The sequence below is a fragment of the Actinoplanes cyaneus genome (assembly GCF_016862095.1).
GTDB lineage: Bacteria > Actinomycetota > Actinomycetes > Mycobacteriales > Micromonosporaceae > Actinoplanes > Actinoplanes cyaneus.
On the sequence record NZ_BOMH01000071.1, the window covers coordinates 107,995 to 126,626 of the forward strand.

Below are 18,632 nucleotides of genomic sequence, written 5' to 3' on the forward strand. Positions count from 1 at the left end.
GCGACCACCGTGGCACGCCCGAATAGCAAGGGCACTGTACTGAACCGAGGTCGGTACGAAGATCTTTGCCCGGATCGCCCGAACGGCTCTTGAAACGACGCAACGGTGGATGGACTTTTGCCAGAACCGAAAGGACAGGAAATTATCGGGAATATCCGAATGGCAGGCTGATACGTCGGTCATCGGACAAGAAAACTGTGTTTCCCGTACGGGGTGTGAGCGTCCACGATGTCAGCGTGAACTTCGACCGAGCTCGTGCGCAGTCCAGCGCCGTCGCCCTCGCCGACGGACGCCAACGCCTCGCCCGCGCCGTGATCGCCGCGGCCCACGACTGGTCACCGTCGCAGCAGGAGATGCTGGCCACAGTCGCGACCCCGCCGGAGGACATCGCCGGCGTCATCGAACGGCTCAAGACCGTACAGAAGATTCTTGATGTCCTGCCGCCGAGCCCGGGCGCGAATCGGGTCGCCGCGTTCAACACCCTGTACCTGACGATCACCGAACAGGTGGCCGCCAGTCTGAGCGGGCCGGACGTGACCGACCCGGACTGGCTGGAGACCCTCGACGTCGAGTTCGCCCGGCTGTACTTCAAGGCGCTCGGCGCGTGGGGCGTGACCGGCAGCAATCCCGCCGACGCGTGGGAGGTGCTGTTCCGCCGCGCCCACGACGACTCGGTGACGGCCGTGGACGCCGCCGTCCTGGGCGTCAACGCGCACATCAACCACGACCTGGCCCTGGCCGTGATCGCCACCTGGGAGCGCCTCGGCCATCCCGGTGACGGCCCCCAGCACCCGGACTACCTGCTGGTGAACAAGATCTTCTACCAGCAGATCCCGCTGCTGCGCCGCCGTTTCGCCACCGCCTGGCAGCTGGAGATCGACCGCTGCGTCGGCGACCTGGACGACTGGAGCCAGCGCATCCTGGTCCGCACCACCCGGGCGCTGGCCTGGGAGCAGGCCGAGATCCTCTGGCGGCTGCGCGACGACCCGGAGGACCTGGCGCGCGCCCTGCTGGTGCTCGACCGCGCCTCCGCCTGCGCCGGCGAAACCCTGCTCACGGGAACCAGCCTGCTCAAAGCCGTGTGGCTGACCGCCACCGCCTGGTTCCGCCGCCTCGTCAAGCGTCGCTGACCAGCCCGCGCCCGCCGCATCCCACCAGGTCGCCGGCAAGGGTGTCGAGAAGGCGCTCCTCCATGACCGACCGGCCGTGTCGCCGCATCAGCTCCGCCAGCTCCGGGTCCCACGGCGTCGCCGCCGACGTGCCGATCAGCGCACCGCCGGTGGTCACGGCCCCCGAGTAGACGGCGGCGCTCATCCGCCACGGCACCGCCATCGGGTAGCGGTCCAGCGCCGCCGCGGTCAGTCGCACGCCGGCCCAGTCGAAGTCGTTGCGCCACCGGATCAGGGTGTCCGGCCCGGCCGCGCCCAGCAGCCGGTGCACCGCCACCGACGGCACGCCTTCGGTACAGACCAGGGGCGCGGTCGCCCGCCCGGCCATCGCCCGCAGCACCGCCGGGTTCTCGCACACGAAGATCTCCGGCACGTCCAGCACCAGGGACGACAGTCGCAGCTGGTGCAGCGTGACCCGGAACGGCACGTGCGCGGCGGCCGCCTCGGTCAGCCAGTCGCCGAGCAGCCCGCCCACGACCGGCAGGTTCAGCACGAGAACCTGACTGGCCAGGTCGTCGGGCACCACCCCGGCCAGTTCCCACAGCGCGCGTTCCGGCTCGGCGCCGACCGGCACGGGCACGTCGTGCCAGCCGGCCAGGGCCCGCAGCACCAGCCCGCGGACCGGCCCGTCGGCGAGCGCCTTGGTGTCGCCGAGCACCCGCTCGGCGAAGACCGGCATCGGCTCGTCGTCGGCCGGAAGCGCGTCCAGCACCGCCACCACCTGCGGGAACGGAAGACCAGCGCGAACGATCCGGGTCAGGGTCCCGTCCCGGCGCATGCTCTCCACGAACGCGGCGTACCAGGGCTGCCCGGCGTGCCGGCTCTCCGCGGCCAGCGCCAGCACCGCGTCCCGGCCGACCGCCTCGCGGGCGCGTTCCCCGGGCCGGTCCCGGAACGGGCCGACCGCCTCGGCCAGGGTGACGCCGTGCGCTGACCGCAGGAAGGCGTCGACGTCGGCCAGCCGCACGGTGACCCGGGCGACCCCGGCCGGCCGGTGCACCCCGGTCACCCCGATCACGACGAGCCGCTCGGCGTCGTCCGGCGCGGACAGCGAGACGGAGCCGCCGACGCCGCCACCGGTGCGTTCCAGGCTGCGCCGGGCCGCGGCGAGCAGCCGCCGCCAGCCCGGATCCCGGCTAAGCGGGGACACGCCGGGACTCCGGCGAACCGAGGGCCCGGGCCAGGGTCCCGTCGAAGTCCGCGATGTTCGTCTTGCCGTCCCAGACGAGCAGCACCGTCGAGACCGTGTGCTCCACCGTGGAGTGCGACAGGTCGTAGTGGGCACAACCGGTCACCGCCGGATGGGTGGCCCACAGGTCGTACCCGGTCATGAACAGATCCAGGTCGAACTGCTTCGCCAGCGACATCAGCTCGCCGCGGCCGTTGTCGTCGACCCCGGCGAACGCCTCGTCCAGGCCGAGCAGCCGCGGCGCGTCCGGCCGGGCCGAGCCGAACAGCGCGTTCGCCGCCGCGAACAGCGGCAGGTGCAGCGACACCGACTGCTCGCCGCCGGACAGCTGACTGTGCCGGGCCCGGGTCAGCGGCTCGGTGGTCCCGCCCGGCCGGTGCAGGGCGAACGCGAACACCCGCCACTGCCGGTAGTCGAGCACCTCGGCCAGCAACTCCCGGTAGGGCTTCTCCGGCGCCTGCGCCCGCGCCGCCTTGATCCGTGACGCGAAGTGCCGCCGCAGCGTCGTCAGCTGCCCCGGCCCGAGCCGCGCCGGATCCCGTTCCAGCAGCTTGCAGACCTCACGCTGCTCGGGGTCGAGATCGTCGGAGAGCCGCCAGCCGACCCCGACCGTCAGCCCGGACGACATCCGCCGGGCCCGCATCTGGGTGTCCATCGCGTCGACCAGGTCGCGCGCCTCGATCGTGCGCCGGTGGATCTGCCCGGCCAGGGACCCCAGCAGCGCGTCCTCGAAGACCCGCTGCTCCGCCTCGGTGAGCAACTGCTCCTGGTCACGGCGTTCCCCGGCGATCCGCTCGGCGAAGTGCGCGACCGGCGTCAGCCCCTGCTCGTCGGCGACCCGCACGACGATCACGCCCTCGTCGGTGTCCCACTCCGGCCGATGGTCCAGACCGGCCGCGGGCAGCTGCGCCTGCAACTCGGTCAGCGCCGTGGTCAGCCGGGTCGCCGACTGCTTCAGCGACGTCTCGGTCGGCGACAGGTCACGCGTGGCGGTGAGGATCGCCTCGTGCAGCGCCACCACCTCCGGCGACAGGTCGAGGTCCGCGTCGTCCGCGACCGGCCAGCGCAGCGTCACCGGGCAGCGCATCAGACCCAGAAGATCCGCTTGGGCGTACGGCCTGAGCCGCACCGCCTCGCGCCGGGCCTCCCCGGCCGCCTCCCGCACGGCCTGCTCCCCGACCTGCACACGCGCCTGGGCCGCGGCCCGTTGCCGTTCCGCCGCCGTGTACGCGTCCCGCGCGGTCCGCAGCGCCGTCTCCGCCGTGGCCACCGCCTGCTCGGTCTCCGCGACCTCGGCCAGCACCTGCGCCGCCTCCGCCCCGATCGCGGCGGACAGGGTGCGCAACTCCTCGTCCTTCTCCGCGTGCCGGGCCTGCGCCTCGCGCGCGGTCTGCTCCGCCGTCTCCACCCGCTGCTCGGCCTCGGCGTGCCGGTCCGCCGCCTCGGCCGCCAGGGACTCGCCCCGCTCGGCGGACTCGTGCACGTGCCGCAACTCGATCCCGAGCCGCTCGAACCGGTCAACCGCGGCGCCGGTGACCTGCAAGCGCTCGACCGGCAGGGACCGCTCGGCGACCGCCCGGCGCAACGCGGCCACGGCGGCGGACTGCTCGGCGACGGCCGCGTCGAGCCGTCCGGCGGCCTCGTGCGCGGTCTCCCGGCGTACGCGCAGCAGGGTGGTGCTCTGATCCACCGCCCGCTCGGCCCGGGTGATGGCGGCGCGCGACGGCAACGCCGCCCCGGCCTGATCGATCGCGGTCAGCGTGCCCCGCCGCGCCTCGCGAGCCCGCTCCACCTCGGCAAGGTCCGCGCCGAGTCGTGCCAGCCGCCGGTCGCAGTCGGCGAGCCGGGCCGCGCGGCGGGCGGCCCGGGCGGTCGCCCCGATGAACTCGGGCCGGTCCTTGGCGAACCGGCCGGCGCCGCTGCCCTGCGCCCAGCGGCCGTCGCCGGTCACGCCGGACGGCCCGGTCAGGTCGCCGAGCGCGATGCCGGTCAGCGCCGCCGTGATCCGGGCGGCCGGCACCAGCCGCTGGTCCTCGGGAACCAGGACGGCGGTCAGCGTGGCGCCCGGCGCCGGCGGGCCGGCCCGCAGGTAGGCGTCCTGCTCGGCGACCTCGTCGCTCTCCGGGTGCAGCCACGCGTCGAGCAGGCCGGCGGCGTGCAGGGCGGCCTCGATCCCGGCCGCCTCCGCCTCCGGCACCCCGTCGGCGAACCGCACCAGCTGCCACAGCGGCGCGCCGGGCCGGCCCGCACGCGGCGCCGGGCGGGTCGGCGAGGGCGGGGGAGCGTCGTCGTGCTCGGCGGCGATCGCGGCCCGCTCGTCCGTCACCGCCTGCCGGTCCCGGGTCAGCTGGCCGGCCCGCGCACCGAGCGCCGCCAGCTCGTCGCGGACGGCCCCGGCGGGCCCGGCGACCCGGGCCGCGAACACGTCCCGCAGGGCCGGCGCCTCCCCGCCCGGCCCGGCGGGCCCGTCACCGGCGTGCTCCCCGGTGATGGTCGCGGCCAGCTCCGCCGTCAGGCCGGGGAGATCCAGATCGGTCAGCAGGCCCGAGTGCTCGCCGCCCCACGCGTGCACCGCGTCGGCGGTCTCCCGGGTCGCCGTGCCCAGCGCCGTCACCGCGGACTCCTGCGCCGCGATCGCCTCGTCCACCGCGGCCCGCGCGTCGCGGTCGTCCTGGGCGGCGCGGCCGTGCTCGCGTTCCGCCTCGGCGAGCCGATCGGCCAGCCCGCGCACCACCCGCACGTCGGTCCGGCGGGCCTCGACCCGGGCCGTCAGCCGCGCGTCGAGCCCGTCCGGCTCGGTGTCCCCGGCCCGCCACTCGATGCCGCCGGTCTCCGCCTCGGCCGCCAGCTCGCCGGCGACCCGGCCGGCCCGGGCCCGGGCGTCCCGGGCCTCCGCCGCCGCCTTGACCGATTCGGATCGCCGCCGACCGGCCGTCTCCCGCTCGGTGCCGACCTCGGCCCGCGCCCGCACGACAGCGGCCGCCAGGTCGTGCACGTGCCGTTCCAGGTCGGCCAGCTGCTCGTGCGACCGGTACGCCGCCGAGCCCTTGAGCCGGTCCAGATGCGCCCGCAACCGGCCCGGCTCACCCTCGGCGGCCAGCAGGCCCGTCTCCGCGACCGTGGCGGCCCGCTCGGCGGCGAGAGCCTCGCGCCGGTCCGCGGACAGCCGTTCCCGCCGTTCGCCGGCCGCCTCCCGCCGCGCGGTCAGCGCATCCGCCGCGGCCCGGGCGTGGGTGCGCAGATAGGTGGCGTAGACGCCGAGGAACGCGCCGGTCGCGCCGTCCGCAGCGATCAGCCCTTCGAGGGTACGGGCGACCGCCTCCATGTCGTCGAACGAGCGCGCCGCCTCGACCAGCAGGTGATCCTCCACCGGACGCAGGCCGCGCTGCAGCGTGCGGGACAGCTCGACCGGGTTGAGATCCTTCGCCAGTTGCGGCTTGCGCAGCGTCAGCACCAGATCGAGGAGCTGCTCGTAGCGGGCCGGGCCGAGCCCGAACAGCCGTGCGTCGACCAGGTGCCGGTACTCCTCGGCCGAGTCCTTGACCGATTCTGGCCCCACCGCGTCGATCAGTTCCCGCCGCGACACCGGCCGGTCGTCGGCGTCCAGCAGCGACAGGTCCACCCCGATCCGGCCGTCGGCCACGAAGTGCCAGCGGGTCACCCGGTCGTTGTGCTTGTGCGCCCGCAGCCCGATCCCGATCGTCACGAACGACGAGCCGTCGCCGAACTCCATCCACACGTACGCGTGGGAGGATTCCTGCCCCCGGTAGAGCAGGTTCGACTTCATCGTCCGGTCCTCGCCCGCGAACGGGTTCAGCCGGCGCGGCTCGATCCGCCCGTCCAGCACGAACGGGAACAGCACCTCGAGGGCCTTGGTCTTGCCGGAGCCGTTCGGGCCGCGCAGCACCAGCCAGCCGTCGACGAACAGGAACTCCTCGTCCCGGTAATCCCAGAGGTTGACGATTCCGGCGCGGGTCGGTGCGAAGCGGGCCAACGAACGTTTCCTCTGCTAGAACAGCGTGCGCTGCTTGACCTGGGCGGTGGTGCCGCGGTAACGGCCGATCAATGGTCGGGCGAGCACGCCGCCGGGCACGGCGGTCACCGCGTCGAAGCGTACGAGCAGGGACACCGCCTCCCGGCGCAGCCGCTCCGGATCGGCGTGCCACGTCGCGCCGAACGCCGACCCGTACGTGCGAAGGATGTCGGCCGTCGCCTCGCGCAGGAAACTGTCGGTGAGCAGCGGCAGCCGTCGCTCGCCGGACTCGTCCCCGGCCGCCTCGACCGGCTCCACCTCGTCGCCGATCATCGGGATCCCCGCCGGCAGGCCCGCATCCACCAGGGCGACCAGCGCCGCCTGCGTGTCAGCGGGATCCGGCATCGGCATCCGGCGCGCCCGGCGACCGTCCGGATCGGACACCCGCTCGGCGATCGCGACCGCCAGCAGCACCGCGGCCTGTGCCACGCTGCCGGCGCCCGGGAACCGCTCCGCCGACCAGCCCGCCGTGTCGACCAGCAGCACGCCCTCGGCGCGGCGCTCCAGCCGCAGCCCGGTCAGCCGGTACAGGTCGGCCGGCAGCGCCTGCCCGCGCAGGTGATTGCCGACCTCGGCGCTCACGTCGTCGAAGTACACCACCGGCCGCTCCACCGCGGTCCGCCGGGCGGCCTGCGCCGCGGCCCGCCGCTCGGCGTTCCCGCTGCTGGTCAGGGACCGATCGAGCAGCGCCGTCACCGACTCCAGGTGCTGCAGTACCCGCGGCGGGCGGAACAGCGCGAACACCGCGTCGCGCGCCACGTCGTAGAGCGCCTCGCCGCTGCCCGGGTCGCTGGCCCACGCCGTGCTCGACCCGTCCGCCAGGCGCAGCACCCCCCGCTCCTCCAGCCACGCGACCGCGTCCACGAACGCCCGGCGGTCCGCGCCCGCATCCGGATCCAGCCCGAGGCCGGTGATCCGGTTCGCGTCCCCGGCGACCGCGTCGGCCAGCTCGCTCAACGTGATCTGGATGCCGGCCCGGCCCAGCGTCGCCAGGCACAACGACAGGTACGCGTACCGCCGGCGGTCGAACGGCCGCCCGGTCCGCGACAGCGCCGGACGATCCGGGTCCAGCCGGTCCGCGGTGCGCGCCAGGCGAGCGGTCGCGCCGTGCAACTCCAGCCGGTAGCCGAACGCCTCGGACAGATCCCGGCGCAGCTCGGCGGCGAAACGACGTACGCGGGGAAGGGCCTTCTCGTCCGGGAAGGTGGCGGTGATCATCGGGTGGCGCAGCAGCAGGCGGACCGCGCGCTGATAGTCGGCCAGCTCCAGATCGGAGACCTCGGCGGCGAACCTCATGCCGCATCGCCCGCCGTCGCCACAAGCCCGGCCGCCGCGGTGCCGACCTCATGCCGCGCCACGGTGTGCCCGGCCGGCGTCACGGACAGCTCGTAGCCGTCCAGGTGCAGGCGGCCCGACTCGGTCACGACGGTGCTGAACCTTCCGGGCGTCGGGGTGAGCGTCAGCCGTACGCCGAAAGCCGCCGCGGCCAGCGGTGTGTCCCGGCGACCGGCCGTGCGCGCGGAGAGGGCGATGTCCAGCAACCGCCGCAACGCCCCGGCCTGCGCGCCGTCGAGCTCGACGTCCCCGATCGCGATCAGCCGCGCCGCCGCGTCCGCCTGACGCCGCTCCTCGGCGACCTGCCGCTCCCGCAGAGCGCGCCGCGACGCGTCGGACCGCTCGATCCTCGCCGGCCGCCCGTTGCCCTGCCCCGGCAACCGCCCGGACTGCACCAGCGACCGCGACAACTCCACGGCCGGTGCCTCCCACCAGGACAATCGGCTCGCGATCGCCTCCGGATCGGCGTAGGCCACCCCGACGTGCCGGGGCGCGCCCAGCCCGAACACCACATCGAAGATCGCGTGCGCTGCCTCCTCGGAGCCGGCCCCGGTGAACCACGCTGCCAGGTGCCGCAACTGCGACTCCCGGCTCACCCCACCCCGGCGCGCCTCGGTCACCCGCCGCAGCAACGCCAGGACGTCACCGATCGCGGCCATCGTCGCACCGCCCAGCCGCTCGGCCTCGCTCGGCGCGTCACCGGCCGGCGCCAGCCACGACCGCAGGCCGGCCCACCGCCGCCGCCAGTCCGCGAGCCGCTCGGCGTGCGTCGCGAACAGCCGCTCGTCGGCCTCCGCGGCGGCCTCGATCATCCGGTCCAGCCCGGTCGCCTCGACCTCGGCGACGGCCTCCCGCAGCCGTGGCGTGTAGCGCTGCAGCTCGTCGTGGAAGTCCCGCAGATGCGCCAGCAGCGCATCCTTGTGACTCAGGAACACCTCGGGGCGTACGTCATGGGTCCGGCCCAGGTCACCCAGCATGTGATAGAAGCGCGCCGCGCGTTCCGCCACGTCGGCGAGCGCCCGGTCCAGCCGGTTCAGCTTCCGGTAGACGTTCTCCGCGTCGCCGTTCTCGTTGGCGGCCCGCAGATCCTTGAGGTCGGCGAGCAGATCCGCGAAGACGAGCCGGGACAGCGTGCTGTCGTCCAGCCCCGCGGCGAGCACGCTCTCGACCGCGCGGTGCGCCCGGTAGCCCGCCTCGGTGAACTGGTACACCGAGTGGCGGTTCCGGTACTCCGCGAGCGTCGCCGCCCGCGCGCCGTCCTGACTGCGGTCAAGCACACCCCACTCGACCAGGGCGTCCAGCAGTCGCGGCAGCTCCAGCGTCGCCGGGTCGGGACATTCCGGGTGTACGTCGGCGAGCCCGCTCAGCGCGGCTTGGACCTCCGAGGTGTGCAGCACGACCTGGTAGCTGTCGCGGGCGCTCTCGAAGGCGCGGAGCAGCCACAGGTAGGCGAGCCGGTTGTCCGCGTTGACATACGAGAACAGCCGGAGCCGGTCGTCGACGCCGAAGTCGTCCAGCCCGAACGAGCCGTCCCGCTGCGCCGCCATACCCGCCCTCTCCACGCCAATCGGCTCAGCCTATCGAGGTTGCGACGGTCCGCCCAGTCCGGCACCCCGGCGGGTGACCCCGGCATCCCGGGCCCTGCATCGAAACCTTTCGCACTCATTCACCCTTGTCGCGCGGAAATTGTCGTGCGTAGGGTAGTCGTGCGTCATCTACGGCATCGACAACTGCCACCTCGGAGACTACGAAAGACGGGGACATGTCCGGAACCTTTGACGACAACCATCCCGGCAGCGGGTACGGATATCCGCCCACCCGCGGGACCAGCCGATGGCCGCTCTTCGCCGACGACCTCTTCCGGCTGGCGCACGACGGGCACCGGCTCCGCGTCGACCAGGACCTCATCTCGGCCGGGCTCGCCTGTGCCCTGCTGGCCGAGCTGGCGGCCATGAACTACCTCACCGTCGACGGCGACATGCTGGTGATCACCGGCCGGCGCCCGCCGCCCGACGCGCTCGCGCACACCGTCCTCACCGAGGTGTCCAGCCAGCCCGGCCCGGTGGCGGTGCCCGACTGGCTGCGATACCTGTCCGCCCGCCCGGCGTACGCGTCGGGCCGGTTCCACGCGTACGAGCAGGTCGCCCACCGCCTGGTCCGCTCCGGCGACCTCGTCGCGGTGCCGCGCAAGCGGCTGTTCGGCCCACCCCGCAGCGGTTACGCGCCGACCGACAACAACAAGGCCTACTGGGCGTGCGCCCGCCTGAACACGGCCGCCGAGCGGGGCTACGACTTCGACGCGTTCGACCGGGTGCTGGCCGGGCTCTGCCTCTCCACCGGGGTCTACCGCCGGGTGTTCAGCAGTCCCGCCCAGATCGTCCAGCGCCTCGGCGACGACAGCCGCCGGACCCGGCCACCGATCCCCACCCTGCTGCGCCACCTCGACCGGCTCGTCGGCAACGCCGTCGCGATCAGTTCCTGACAGGAGTCCTCCCATGTCCCACCACCCCTCGCCGTCCCACACCCGCACCACGATCGAGCAGGCCCTCGCCGTCGGCCGCCTCGGCGTGTGGCCGGTGGTCTGCATCGTGATGGCCGCCGCCGCGCCCCTGACCGTCATCGCGGGCGGCGCCACCACCGGCTGGGCGGTCACCGGCGTCGTCGGCATCCCGATCGGCTACCTGCTGGTCGCGCTCGTCCTCGCGGTCTTCTCGGTCGGCTACGTCGCGATGTCGCGCCAGGTCGTCAACTCCGGCGCGTTCTACACCTACGTCACCCACGGGCTCGGCCGGGTGCCCGGCGTCGGCGCGTCCGCCGTGGCCGTGCTCGCCTACAACGCCATGCAGATCGGCCTCTACGGCGGCTTCGGCAAGGTCAGCGCCGACTTCGTGGCCGCCCACCTGGGCTGGTCCGTGCCCTGGTGGCTGTGTGCACTGGCCGGGTGGGCGGTCGTCGCGCTGCTCGGCGTCCGCCGGGTCGACCTCAACGGCCGGGTCCTGGCCACCCTGCTGATCGGCGAGATCGGCGTCGCACTCGTCCTCGCCGCCGTGCACGTCACCCACCCGGCCGGCGGGCGCGTCGACCTCACCGCGATCTCCCCGGCCCAGCTGCTCACCAGCGGGATCGGCGCCGTACTGGTCACCGCGATCACCGGATTCGTCGGCTTCGAGGGCACCGCCGTGTTCTCCGAGGAGTCGAAGGACCCGCGGCGGACGGTCGCCCGGGCCACCTACATCGCCCTGGCCGTCATCGGCGTCCTCTACAGCCTGTGCGCCCTCGCCATGACCGTCGCGGTCGGCCCCGGCGACATCGTGGCCGCCGCCACCGAGCACGGCACCGAGCTGATCTTCGACCTCGCCGCGCCGTACGTGCCCTCGTCCCTGCTCATCGCCGGGCACCTGCTCTTCATCACCAGCCTGTTCGCGGCGCTGCTGTCGTTCCACAACACGGCCGCCCGCTACTTCTTCGCCCTCGGCCGCGAGGGCGTCCTGCCCCGCGCCCTCGCCCGCACCAGCGTGCGCAGCCGGTCCCCGCACGTCGCGTCGATCACCCAGACCGTGCTGGCCTGCGTCGTGCTGGCCCTCTACGCCTACGCGGGCTGGGACCCGATGATCAACCTGTTCTTCTGGATCACCGTCACCGGCGGCCTCGGCGTGCTCGTCCTCATGCTGGTCACCTCCGTCGCGGTCGCCGGCTACTTCCTGCGCCCCGCCAACCGCGTCACCGTCGGCGCGGTCCGCGGTCTGCTCGCCCCGGCACTGGCCGCCGCCGCGCTCGGCGCGATCCTGGTCATCACCCTCCAGCAGTTCCACGTGCTCCTCGGCGTCGACCCGTCCTCACCGTGGCGCTGGATCTTCCCGGCCGCGTTCGCCGCCACGGCCGTCCTGGGCATGCTGTGGGCGCTCTACCTGCGCACCGCCCGGCCCGCCGTCTACGCCGCCATCGGCGCCGGCGCCCACCAGACCGCGATCGACGCCACCGATGCCAGGGACCGGCGATGAACCCGGTCGAGGCCACCGCCGGCGACCTCGACACGGTCACCGGCATCCTCGCCGCCGCCTTCCAGGACGGCGACCTCGCCGACTGGCTCATCCCCGACCCCGGCCTGCGCCGCGGCGTCTACCCGCCGTACTTCGCCATGCTCGCCACCCACGCCATCACCCACGGCCACGTCGACCTGCTGGGAGAAGAAGCCTGCGCCGTCTGGTACGACACCACCCCGGCACCCCCGATCGAGGACTACGACCAGCGACTCGCCGTCATCACCGGCCCCGCCCTGCACCGCTTCCAAGCCCTCGACCAGACGATGCAGTCCCACCATCGGGGCGGGCCACACGCGTACCTGGCGTTCCTCGCCGTCGTCCCCGGCCGGCAATCCCGCGGTCACGGCTCGGTTCTGCTCCGGCACCGGCCCGCCCGGCCCGCCTACCTGGAAGCGACCGGGCCCCGGAACCGGGCGTTGTATGCCCGGCACGGCTACCGGCCGCTCGACCCCTACCGCATCACCGCGGACGGACCCTGCCTGTACCCGATGCTGCGGCCCGAAGAGCCGGCCCCCGCCGAAGCGCCGGCCCTCACTGAAACGGCGGCCCTCACTGAAACGGCGGCCCTCACTGAAACGGCGGCCCTCACTGAAACGCCGGCCCCCATTGAAATGCCGGCCCTCACCGAAACGGCGGAAACCGGCAGCCGGAGCCGGCGCAGCTGACGGTGGCAGGTGAGAACGGCGACGGAAGGCCGGCCATGAACGAACGCCCACCGCTGATGGGCCTCCAGGAGATCCAGCACCTACTCGGACTCTCACGGCAACGCATCCAGCAGCTGACCTTGCGCGCCGACTTCCCGCCGCCCTACCAGACCTTGGCCATGGGCCGAGTCTGGCTGGCCGGCGACATCGAAGCCTGGATCCGCAAGCACCGCCCCGGCAGACTCCGCAGGTGACACCCGATCGATCCTGAACGGTGGTACGGCCGGGCCCGCCCAGCCGCACCACCTGTCTACTCAGTTCAGGCGCGAGAATGGGTCGCATGAAGCACGCGACCGCTGTCAAACGCCTCCACACCCTCGCGGAACGCTGTCAGGTCGCCGCCATGCGGCACGACGCCAAAGCGCTCGTCAGCGTGTACGCGTTCGGAGCCGTCCTCGACTCCAAAGCCGACCTGGAATGTCCCCAGGTAGCTGTGGTGCTCGACGAGCAACCCGAGGAACTGCCGTGGTCAGTGCGGCCACCGATCTACGGCTCGCTGCCGCACTTCCTGGAGCTGGACAAAGGCGCAGTCGCCTGGTTCTGGCGCTCAGCGGCCCGCCCTGTCGCCAACCACTACATCCTGCGCCCGCTCCGGATCTGGTCCCGCGACTCCGGCCCCGATACCGAAGCCCTGGACGCGCTCCGGGCCGGCGACACGGAGAAGCTGCGCCTGCCCGCCCCGGCCGACGCCGACCTGCGCGCCCAGCTCACCGAGGAGTTGGCGACCAGCCTCGCGTACCTGCGCCGGGTCCGCGACAACTACTGGGACCAGCAGTGGCGCCGTGACAACCGCGGCGGCCCCGGCGTCTTCGCGGAGAACCTCCTGTGGGACGCCACCGACGGCTACTTCGACCTCCTCGACGCCACCACTCAGCGGCCCGCGCCGTAGGCCGCCTGTGGGTCTGCGGGTCTGCCTGCTCAGTGTCCGGGTACTGAGGCAGCGACACCGCAGCCCTCGATTCCGGTCCAGCGGAATGCCGGGGCACCTACCGCGCCGATGACCACCGCACGGCCGCCCTGACAGATGCCGACCGGACCTGCCACTTCGCCGTGACGAGAAAGAGAGCCGACCGCGTCGAGCGGTCTGAGTAGCCCTGAACAGCAGCCTCGCGCTCAGGCGTCGGCGAGGCTGCTGTCGTAGACGGTCTCGGGGCTGCGGCGCACGTGGACCAGGTCGATCAGGAAGTCGCGGGTCTCCGGGTCGTCGGAGACGAGCGTGGTGCCGCGCATCCCGCGCGTCAGCAGAACCTTGTAGGTGTTGCGGATGAGCTGGTCGACGACGTCGTCCGGGACGGACTTGCGGAATGCCGGGTCCTTGCACTCCGACCGCCGGGTCACCAGGCGGCCGTTGCGAGCGACCAAGTCGGGGCCGATGATCACGCCAGACCACTCGTATTCGAAACCCTGTGCGGTGTAGACACAACCGACCTGACCGAACCCGTTAGGGTCGGTCGCCCAGAAGGGGCTTCCCGGCGCGTCGCCCACGCTGCGGTCGTTCTTGACGTTCCACGGGCGTGACCAGGTACCGATACGTACGTCATCGACCAGGGTGCCGTCGGGACGGGGGTCGCTCCACGGCCAGCAGTAGCCGGCCGTGATCCGGGCCGTCTCACCGAGGCCCTGCTTGCCGGCGAGGAACGCTTCCATCTCGCCGGGCGAGCCGGCCACGCGCAGGTCGAATCGGCCGTCCCCCTCCCACGTCGACGGTTTGCCGCCGCCCAGGCCGAGAAGGTCGATCACCCACTGCTCGTAAGCCTCACTACCCCCACACCGGAATTGGTCCCGCAAGGTAACGACGTCGATATCCAGTTTGTGCCGTTCGGCGTAGGCGGTGATCTCTTGGACGCTGCCCTGCTCGCCGGGCTTGACAACCTGATGCTCGTCGAGCAGGAAGACCGGTACGCGGGCGGACGCGACGAGTTCCTCCAACTGGGCTCGGGCGCCCTGTCGCTGTACCGCTCGGGTGAAGCGGTTGACCGAAGTCTCGCGGATGCGGTGGGCTTCATCGCAGATCAAGACGTCAAGGCCGTTACGGTCGGCCTCCATGAAGCTGTTGAAGTACAGGAACAGGTTCCGAATCCGTGGCGACCCCTTGCCCGCATAGCGTCGCAGCGTCTGGGTGAACGACCGCGACCCGGTGGCGTGCAGGGCTGTACGCCCCTGCCGGGCCAACTCGCCGAGCAGGCTGAGGGCGATCACGCTCTTGCCGCTGCCTGGACCGCCGGCAACGACCACGACTCGCTTGTGGTCGGCAGCTCGGGCCCGTTCCACCGCGTGGAGCACCAACTCGTACGCAATCCGTTGCTCGTCGAGCAGGGTGAAGTGGGACCGTTCTTTGAGCTCGGCCGCTGCGTACGACAGAAGGTGCCTGCTCGGGCGCACCGTACTGGAGAGGAAGCGATCTGCCGCACCACTACCCGGCTTTGCGGAATCGAGCGAGGCCTGGAGGAATTCCAGGAACGCACCGCGGCGCTGCTTGGTGAAGATCTGGCTGTGCAGGGTGGCTGGGCGCTCGAACAGGTCCGCGACGTCCCGATCAACGGCGTTGTGAAGATAGGCGGCACCTCGGACAGAGCGGTCCTCACCCGCGAACAGGCCGAGGAAATCGACCAGGTACTCGCAGTACTCGCTGACCTGCAGACCGGGGTGCAGTCGTGGCCCGGTGACGTGCTCGACGTCGACCAGGGTGTCCGAATGCTCGTAGTGGGTGGCGTAGGACCACTGCTTCAGTTCCACTACGACGAATGAGTCCTCGCCCGTCTTCGGGTGCACGCCGGCCAGGACGGCATCCACGCGGCGACTGGTCAGCGGAAGCTGGTACTCGATCAGCACCTCGACGTCAGCGAGGCCGGCGTCGGCGAGGTCCTGCGCGAGGATGGAGAGGCTTCGTGACCAGGACTTGCGTTCGGAGGGGCTGACGTTGCCCACCTCCTCGGCGATCCGGTCCCCGAGGGTGCCCTCGGTGGCGAGGCGGAGAAGACCAGCCGCGGAGACGCGGTAAACCGACATTTGCTGTTGCCCCCGGGCAGCACGAATTGATCGTGCGGATGGGAGGCATATCCAGCCTTCGGAAGCCTGTCGGACCGCTTACGGACAACGCAGACTTTAGCGACCCGGTCATTTCTCCGCTATGGCGAGCGGCTATCGGAGACCGGTGCAGGGATTCCGGCTACGAGCATTGGTCGCGAAAGATGCTGATGCCGGGCCGAAACCCCGACTTGGTCCGCGCGGCAGCCGCTGTATCGTCATGTCGGATCCGATCGCCGGGGAAGATCGATCAGTGGCTCGGCACCTGACCAGCGGCTTGCCGTGGTGCACTTTGATGAGATGACATATGTGATGCCCGGCCGGAGAGGTAAATAAGATCCTCTCCAGCCGGTTACGGTCGACCTGTCTGAGCTGGGATTAAGACTGCTGGAGTTCCCGCAGCGTGGCACCGTCGACGATGCGCGCCACATTGGCTTCGTGGTCGTCCGCGACGAGCTTTCTCGCCGAGTCCTCGAGGCCGCTGAAGTCGCCGAATCGAGTCTGCAAGACAAGCTCCATCGATCGGACCAATCCCTCTTCGCGGCCCTCCTCGCGCCCTCGCTCGAGGTTCTTCTGGGAGATCTCCCGGTCGGCCTCTGACTTCTCGAGTGCGAAAGTCATCCCATCGCTCCTCAACGCCTCGACCACTTGAGCTGCGACGTCTTCCTCAGCCAGCATACTGAGGCGACGAGAACCAATCGTTGCTCGGGATCCACCACTGCGGCGACCCGGTTGGCGACGTCGGGCGGCCGTCTGCTGGACCAGAGCGCGAGCGGCGCCATCGGGCTCGTCAGCAACGCGCAGGGGTCGAGGTCGTCGGGGACGCTCACCGAGCGGTATTCCAGGCTCAGGCGGTCGCGCTGGAAGGATCCGGGATAGCCGCCGCCGACGGGCCACACCACGGTCTGGTGGATGCGGTGTTTCGGCTCGTCGTACTTGAGGGCCAGGCTCGACCAGTACGACACCATCCGGGCCTGGAAGTCCTGGGTGCGTTAGACCTGCACTTCGACGTGGTGGACGTCGACGGTGCCGTCCGGCCCGGAGGACAGGAGCACCCTGTCCCGTTGCGTGCTGCGCTGCCGGGTCTGTTCCGTCGGCCCGTCGGCGACCACGGCATCGTCGCCGACGTCGACCCCGCACAGCAGCCGCAACGCATCCTGCGGGAATGCCTCCAGCAGTGCCTTGTACAGGCCGTCGTAATCCCGGGTCGTGTCCCGCGGTGTGCCGGGACCCTGATCACGTGGTGCGGTGGATGGCATGCGACCACTGTACGCAGAGCAGGTGACGCACGACAAGGGGGTGAGCGACTGTCAGTTGGGGCGGTCCCGGCGGACGGTGGGGCGGCGGCCGCGGATGGTGCTGTGGCTGAGGGCGCGGATCACCCGGTCGGCGTCGGCCTCCGGCACCTCGACCAGGGAGAAGCGGTCGGTGATCTGAATCGCGCCGACGTCACGGGCCGGTAGGCCGGCCTCGCCGGCGATGGCGCCGACCAGGTCCTGCGGGCGCAGGCCCGCGCGGCGGCCCAGGCCGACGAAGACGCGGGTCACGGAGTCGCCACCGGGCCGGTTGCGGCCCGGCCGCCGGTTGTCGAAGCGTTCGCCGCCAGGGCCGTTGCGGCGGGCGGCGCGGTTGTCGACGTCACGTTCGCGCTGCGGGGCGACCGACGGGATCTCCGGTTCGTCGACGTCGCCGCCGTTCGCCTCGTGGATGAGCTTGAGGCACGCCAGGGTGATCTGCTCCAGGTCGGCGTCGTCGGTGAGGGAGTCCAGGACTGATCGGAAACGGTCCAGGTCGTCGGCGTCCATGGCGGTCTGCACCGTGTTCCGGACCAGCTCCAGGCGGCGGGCCCGCAGGTCGGTCACGGTCGGGAGTTTCTCCAGGGCGATGCGCTGGCCGGTGAGGCGCTCGATCGCCTTGAGCATGCGCTGCTCGCGCGGCTCGGCCAGGGTGATCGCGGCGCCGGTGCGCCCGGCGCGGCCGACCCGCCCGATGCGGTGCACGTACGCCTCCGGGGCCGACGGCACGTTGAAGTTGATCACGTGGGTGAGCTGCTCCACGTCCAGGCCGCGGGCCGCCACGTCGGTGGCCACCAGCAACTCCGTGGAGCCGGCGCGCAGCCTGCCCATCACGCGGTCCCGCTGGTCCTGACTGAGGCCGCCGTGCAGGGCCTCGGCGCGGAACCCACGGCCGTTGAGGCTCTCGGTGACCTCTTCGACCTCTTCCCGCGTACGGCAGAAGACGATCGCCGCGGTCGGAGCCTCCACGTCGAGCACGCGGCCGAGCGCCGCCGCCTTGTGCGGACGCGCGACCAGGTAGGCGCTCTGGCGGACCGACGGCAGCGCATCCGCGGCCGTGGGCTCCCGGCGCATCGTGATCCGCATCGGTTCACGCAGGTGACGTTTGGCGATCGCGTCGATCCGCGGCGGCATGGTCGCCGAGAACAGGACGGTCTGCCGCTCCTCGGGCGTCTCCGTGAGGATCGCCTCGATGTCCTCGGCGAAGCCCATGTCGAGCATCTCGTCGGCCTCGTCCAGGACGACGGTCTTGACGCCGTCGAGACGCAGGGTCTCCCGCTCGATGTGGTCGAGGATCCGGCCGGGCGTGCCGACGACCACGTCCACGCCGCGCCGCAGCACCTGGAGCTGCCGGCTGATCGGCTGGCCGCCGTAGACCGGGAGCACCCGGACGTTGAGCTCGCGCCCGTACCGGTGGACCGCCTGCGACACCTGCTCGGCGAGCTCCCGCGTCGGCACGAGCACCAGCGCCGCCGGCCCGTCGGAGCCGCCCGGCGTCAGGTTCTGCAGCAGGGGCAGCGCGAACGCCGCGGTCTTCCCGGTGCCGGTGGCGGCCTGTCCGACCAGGTCATGCCCGGCGACGATCGGAGCGATCGCCTCCCGCTGGATCGGCGTGGGCTCCTCATAACCGAGGTCAGCGAGGGCGCGCAGCAGTTCGGGACGCAGCCCCAGCTCGGCGAAACCTGTATCGGTGCTGGTAGCGGGGTCTACGTCCATGTGGGAAGAATACGGAGTACCACCACCGATTCGCACATCGGGCGATCCACGACACACTCCCGCAACACCGAGCAACCTGTCTGGCGCGCGCTTTGACATCCTCTCCGCCCTAAAGGACGGA

The 18,632-nt window shown here is 72.1% G+C and carries 15 protein-coding genes; 6 read left to right on the forward strand and 9 right to left on the reverse strand.

The features are described 5' to 3' along the window. Window positions 1-236: 236 nt before the first annotated feature. The gene (locus Acy02nite_RS39790) at window positions 237-1,130 is read left to right on the forward strand and encodes a DUF5995 family protein (protein WP_203753539.1); all 894 of its coding nucleotides are present in this window, start codon (window positions 237-239) and stop codon (window positions 1,128-1,130) included. On the opposite strand, the gene Acy02nite_RS39795 is transcribed toward Acy02nite_RS39790, so the two are convergent. The 4 genes from Acy02nite_RS39795 to Acy02nite_RS39810 are packed head-to-tail and all read right to left on the reverse strand — an operon-like array spanning window position 1,117 to window position 9,288. Next, window positions 1,117-2,319, reverse strand: coding sequence for a TIGR02679 domain-containing protein (locus Acy02nite_RS39795; protein ID WP_203753542.1), 1,203 nt, complete (start codon window positions 2,317-2,319; stop codon window positions 1,117-1,119). The genes Acy02nite_RS39790 and Acy02nite_RS39795 overlap by 14 nt on opposite strands. Beyond that, window positions 2,306-6,352, reverse strand: coding sequence for a TIGR02680 family protein (locus Acy02nite_RS39800; RefSeq protein WP_203753544.1), 4,047 nt, complete (start codon window positions 6,350-6,352; stop codon window positions 2,306-2,308). The genes Acy02nite_RS39795 and Acy02nite_RS39800 overlap by 14 nt, the downstream gene beginning before the upstream one ends. Window positions 6,353-6,367: 15 nt before the next feature. After that, window positions 6,368-7,687, reverse strand: coding sequence for a TIGR02678 family protein (locus Acy02nite_RS39805; protein ID WP_203753547.1), 1,320 nt, complete (start codon window positions 7,685-7,687; stop codon window positions 6,368-6,370). Beyond that, on the reverse strand, window positions 7,684-9,288 hold the full coding sequence (locus Acy02nite_RS39810) for a TIGR02677 family protein (protein WP_239175657.1): 1,605 nt from the start codon (window positions 9,286-9,288) through the stop codon (window positions 7,684-7,686). The genes Acy02nite_RS39805 and Acy02nite_RS39810 overlap by 4 nt, the downstream gene beginning before the upstream one ends. 200 nt (window positions 9,289-9,488) lie before the next feature. On the opposite strand from Acy02nite_RS39810, the gene Acy02nite_RS39815 reads away from it, so the two are divergent. The 5 genes from Acy02nite_RS39815 to Acy02nite_RS39835 all read left to right on the forward strand — a co-directional run bounded on the left by Acy02nite_RS39815 (window position 9,489) and on the right by Acy02nite_RS39835 (window position 13,362). Further along, window positions 9,489-10,208: a GOLPH3/VPS74 family protein gene (locus Acy02nite_RS39815; protein WP_203753551.1), complete on the forward strand. Its 720-nt coding sequence runs from the start codon at window positions 9,489-9,491 to the stop codon at window positions 10,206-10,208. A gap of 13 nt (window positions 10,209-10,221) precedes the next feature. Further along, window positions 10,222-11,727 carry an APC family permease gene (locus Acy02nite_RS39820; protein ID WP_203753554.1) on the forward strand — a complete coding sequence of 502 codons (1,506 nt, stop codon included), beginning with the start codon at window positions 10,222-10,224 and terminating at the stop codon, window positions 11,725-11,727. Next, window positions 11,724-12,434: a GNAT family N-acetyltransferase gene (locus Acy02nite_RS39825; protein WP_239175658.1), complete on the forward strand. Its 711-nt coding sequence runs from the start codon at window positions 11,724-11,726 to the stop codon at window positions 12,432-12,434. The genes Acy02nite_RS39820 and Acy02nite_RS39825 overlap by 4 nt, the downstream gene beginning before the upstream one ends. A gap of 35 nt (window positions 12,435-12,469) precedes the next feature. Further along, on the forward strand, window positions 12,470-12,667 hold the full coding sequence (locus tag Acy02nite_RS39830) for a helix-turn-helix transcriptional regulator (protein WP_239175660.1): 198 nt from the start codon (window positions 12,470-12,472) through the stop codon (window positions 12,665-12,667). 86 nt (window positions 12,668-12,753) lie between these two features. After that, entirely contained in the window at window positions 12,754-13,362 is a 609-nt protein-coding gene (locus tag Acy02nite_RS39835) for a DUF7711 family protein (RefSeq protein ID WP_203753557.1), read from the forward strand. A 224-nt stretch (window positions 13,363-13,586) separates the two neighbouring features. Here Acy02nite_RS39835 and Acy02nite_RS39840 read toward each other — a convergent pair whose 3' ends face one another. The 5 genes from Acy02nite_RS39840 to Acy02nite_RS39860 form a co-directional block, all read right to left on the reverse strand. Further along, window positions 13,587-15,401 carry a DUF2075 domain-containing protein gene (locus tag Acy02nite_RS39840; protein WP_239175662.1) on the reverse strand — a complete coding sequence of 605 codons (1,815 nt, stop codon included), beginning with the start codon at window positions 15,399-15,401 and terminating at the stop codon, window positions 13,587-13,589. 477 nt (window positions 15,402-15,878) lie between these two features. After that, entirely contained in the window at window positions 15,879-16,121 is a 243-nt protein-coding gene (locus Acy02nite_RS39845; RefSeq protein WP_203753562.1) for a hypothetical protein, read from the reverse strand. Window positions 16,122-16,132: 11 nt separating this feature from the next. Further along, window positions 16,133-16,468: a hypothetical protein gene (locus tag Acy02nite_RS39850; protein WP_203753566.1), complete on the reverse strand. Its 336-nt coding sequence runs from the start codon at window positions 16,466-16,468 to the stop codon at window positions 16,133-16,135. A 24-nt stretch (window positions 16,469-16,492) separates the two neighbouring features. Next, a complete protein-coding gene (locus Acy02nite_RS39855; protein WP_203753569.1) occupies window positions 16,493-16,759 on the reverse strand; it encodes a hypothetical protein in 267 nt (88 codons plus the stop codon). A gap of 51 nt (window positions 16,760-16,810) precedes the next feature. Further along, window positions 16,811-18,511, reverse strand: a complete 1,701-nt coding sequence (locus Acy02nite_RS39860) for a DEAD/DEAH box helicase (RefSeq protein ID WP_203753572.1) — start codon at window positions 18,509-18,511, stop codon at window positions 16,811-16,813. Between the last annotated feature and the right edge of the window lie 121 nt (window positions 18,512-18,632).

Excerpts from the sequence above, each read along its gene's own strand:
- Acy02nite_RS39845 (WP_203753562.1), bottom strand. The coding sequence starts at position 16,121 with ATGACTTTCGCACTCGAGAAGTCAGAGGCCGACCGGGAGATCTCCCAG.
- Acy02nite_RS39835 (WP_203753557.1), top strand. The coding sequence starts at position 12,754 with ATGAAGCACGCGACCGCTGTCAAACGCCTCCACACCCTCGCGGAACGC.
- Acy02nite_RS39850 (WP_203753566.1), bottom strand. The coding sequence starts at position 16,468 with ATGGTGTCGTACTGGTCGAGCCTGGCCCTCAAGTACGACGAGCCGAAA.
- Acy02nite_RS39815 (WP_203753551.1), top strand. The coding sequence starts at position 9,489 with ATGTCCGGAACCTTTGACGACAACCATCCCGGCAGCGGGTACGGATAT.
- Acy02nite_RS39825 (WP_239175658.1), top strand. The coding sequence starts at position 11,724 with ATGAACCCGGTCGAGGCCACCGCCGGCGACCTCGACACGGTCACCGGC.
- Acy02nite_RS39830 (WP_239175660.1), top strand. The coding sequence starts at position 12,470 with ATGAACGAACGCCCACCGCTGATGGGCCTCCAGGAGATCCAGCACCTA.
- Acy02nite_RS39805 (WP_203753547.1), bottom strand. The coding sequence starts at position 7,687 with ATGAGGTTCGCCGCCGAGGTCTCCGATCTGGAGCTGGCCGACTATCAG.
- Acy02nite_RS39860 (WP_203753572.1), bottom strand. The coding sequence starts at position 18,511 with ATGGACGTAGACCCCGCTACCAGCACCGATACAGGTTTCGCCGAGCTG.
- Acy02nite_RS39855 (WP_203753569.1), bottom strand. The coding sequence starts at position 16,759 with ATGCCATCCACCGCACCACGTGATCAGGGTCCCGGCACACCGCGGGAC.
- Acy02nite_RS39820 (WP_203753554.1), top strand. The coding sequence starts at position 10,222 with ATGTCCCACCACCCCTCGCCGTCCCACACCCGCACCACGATCGAGCAG.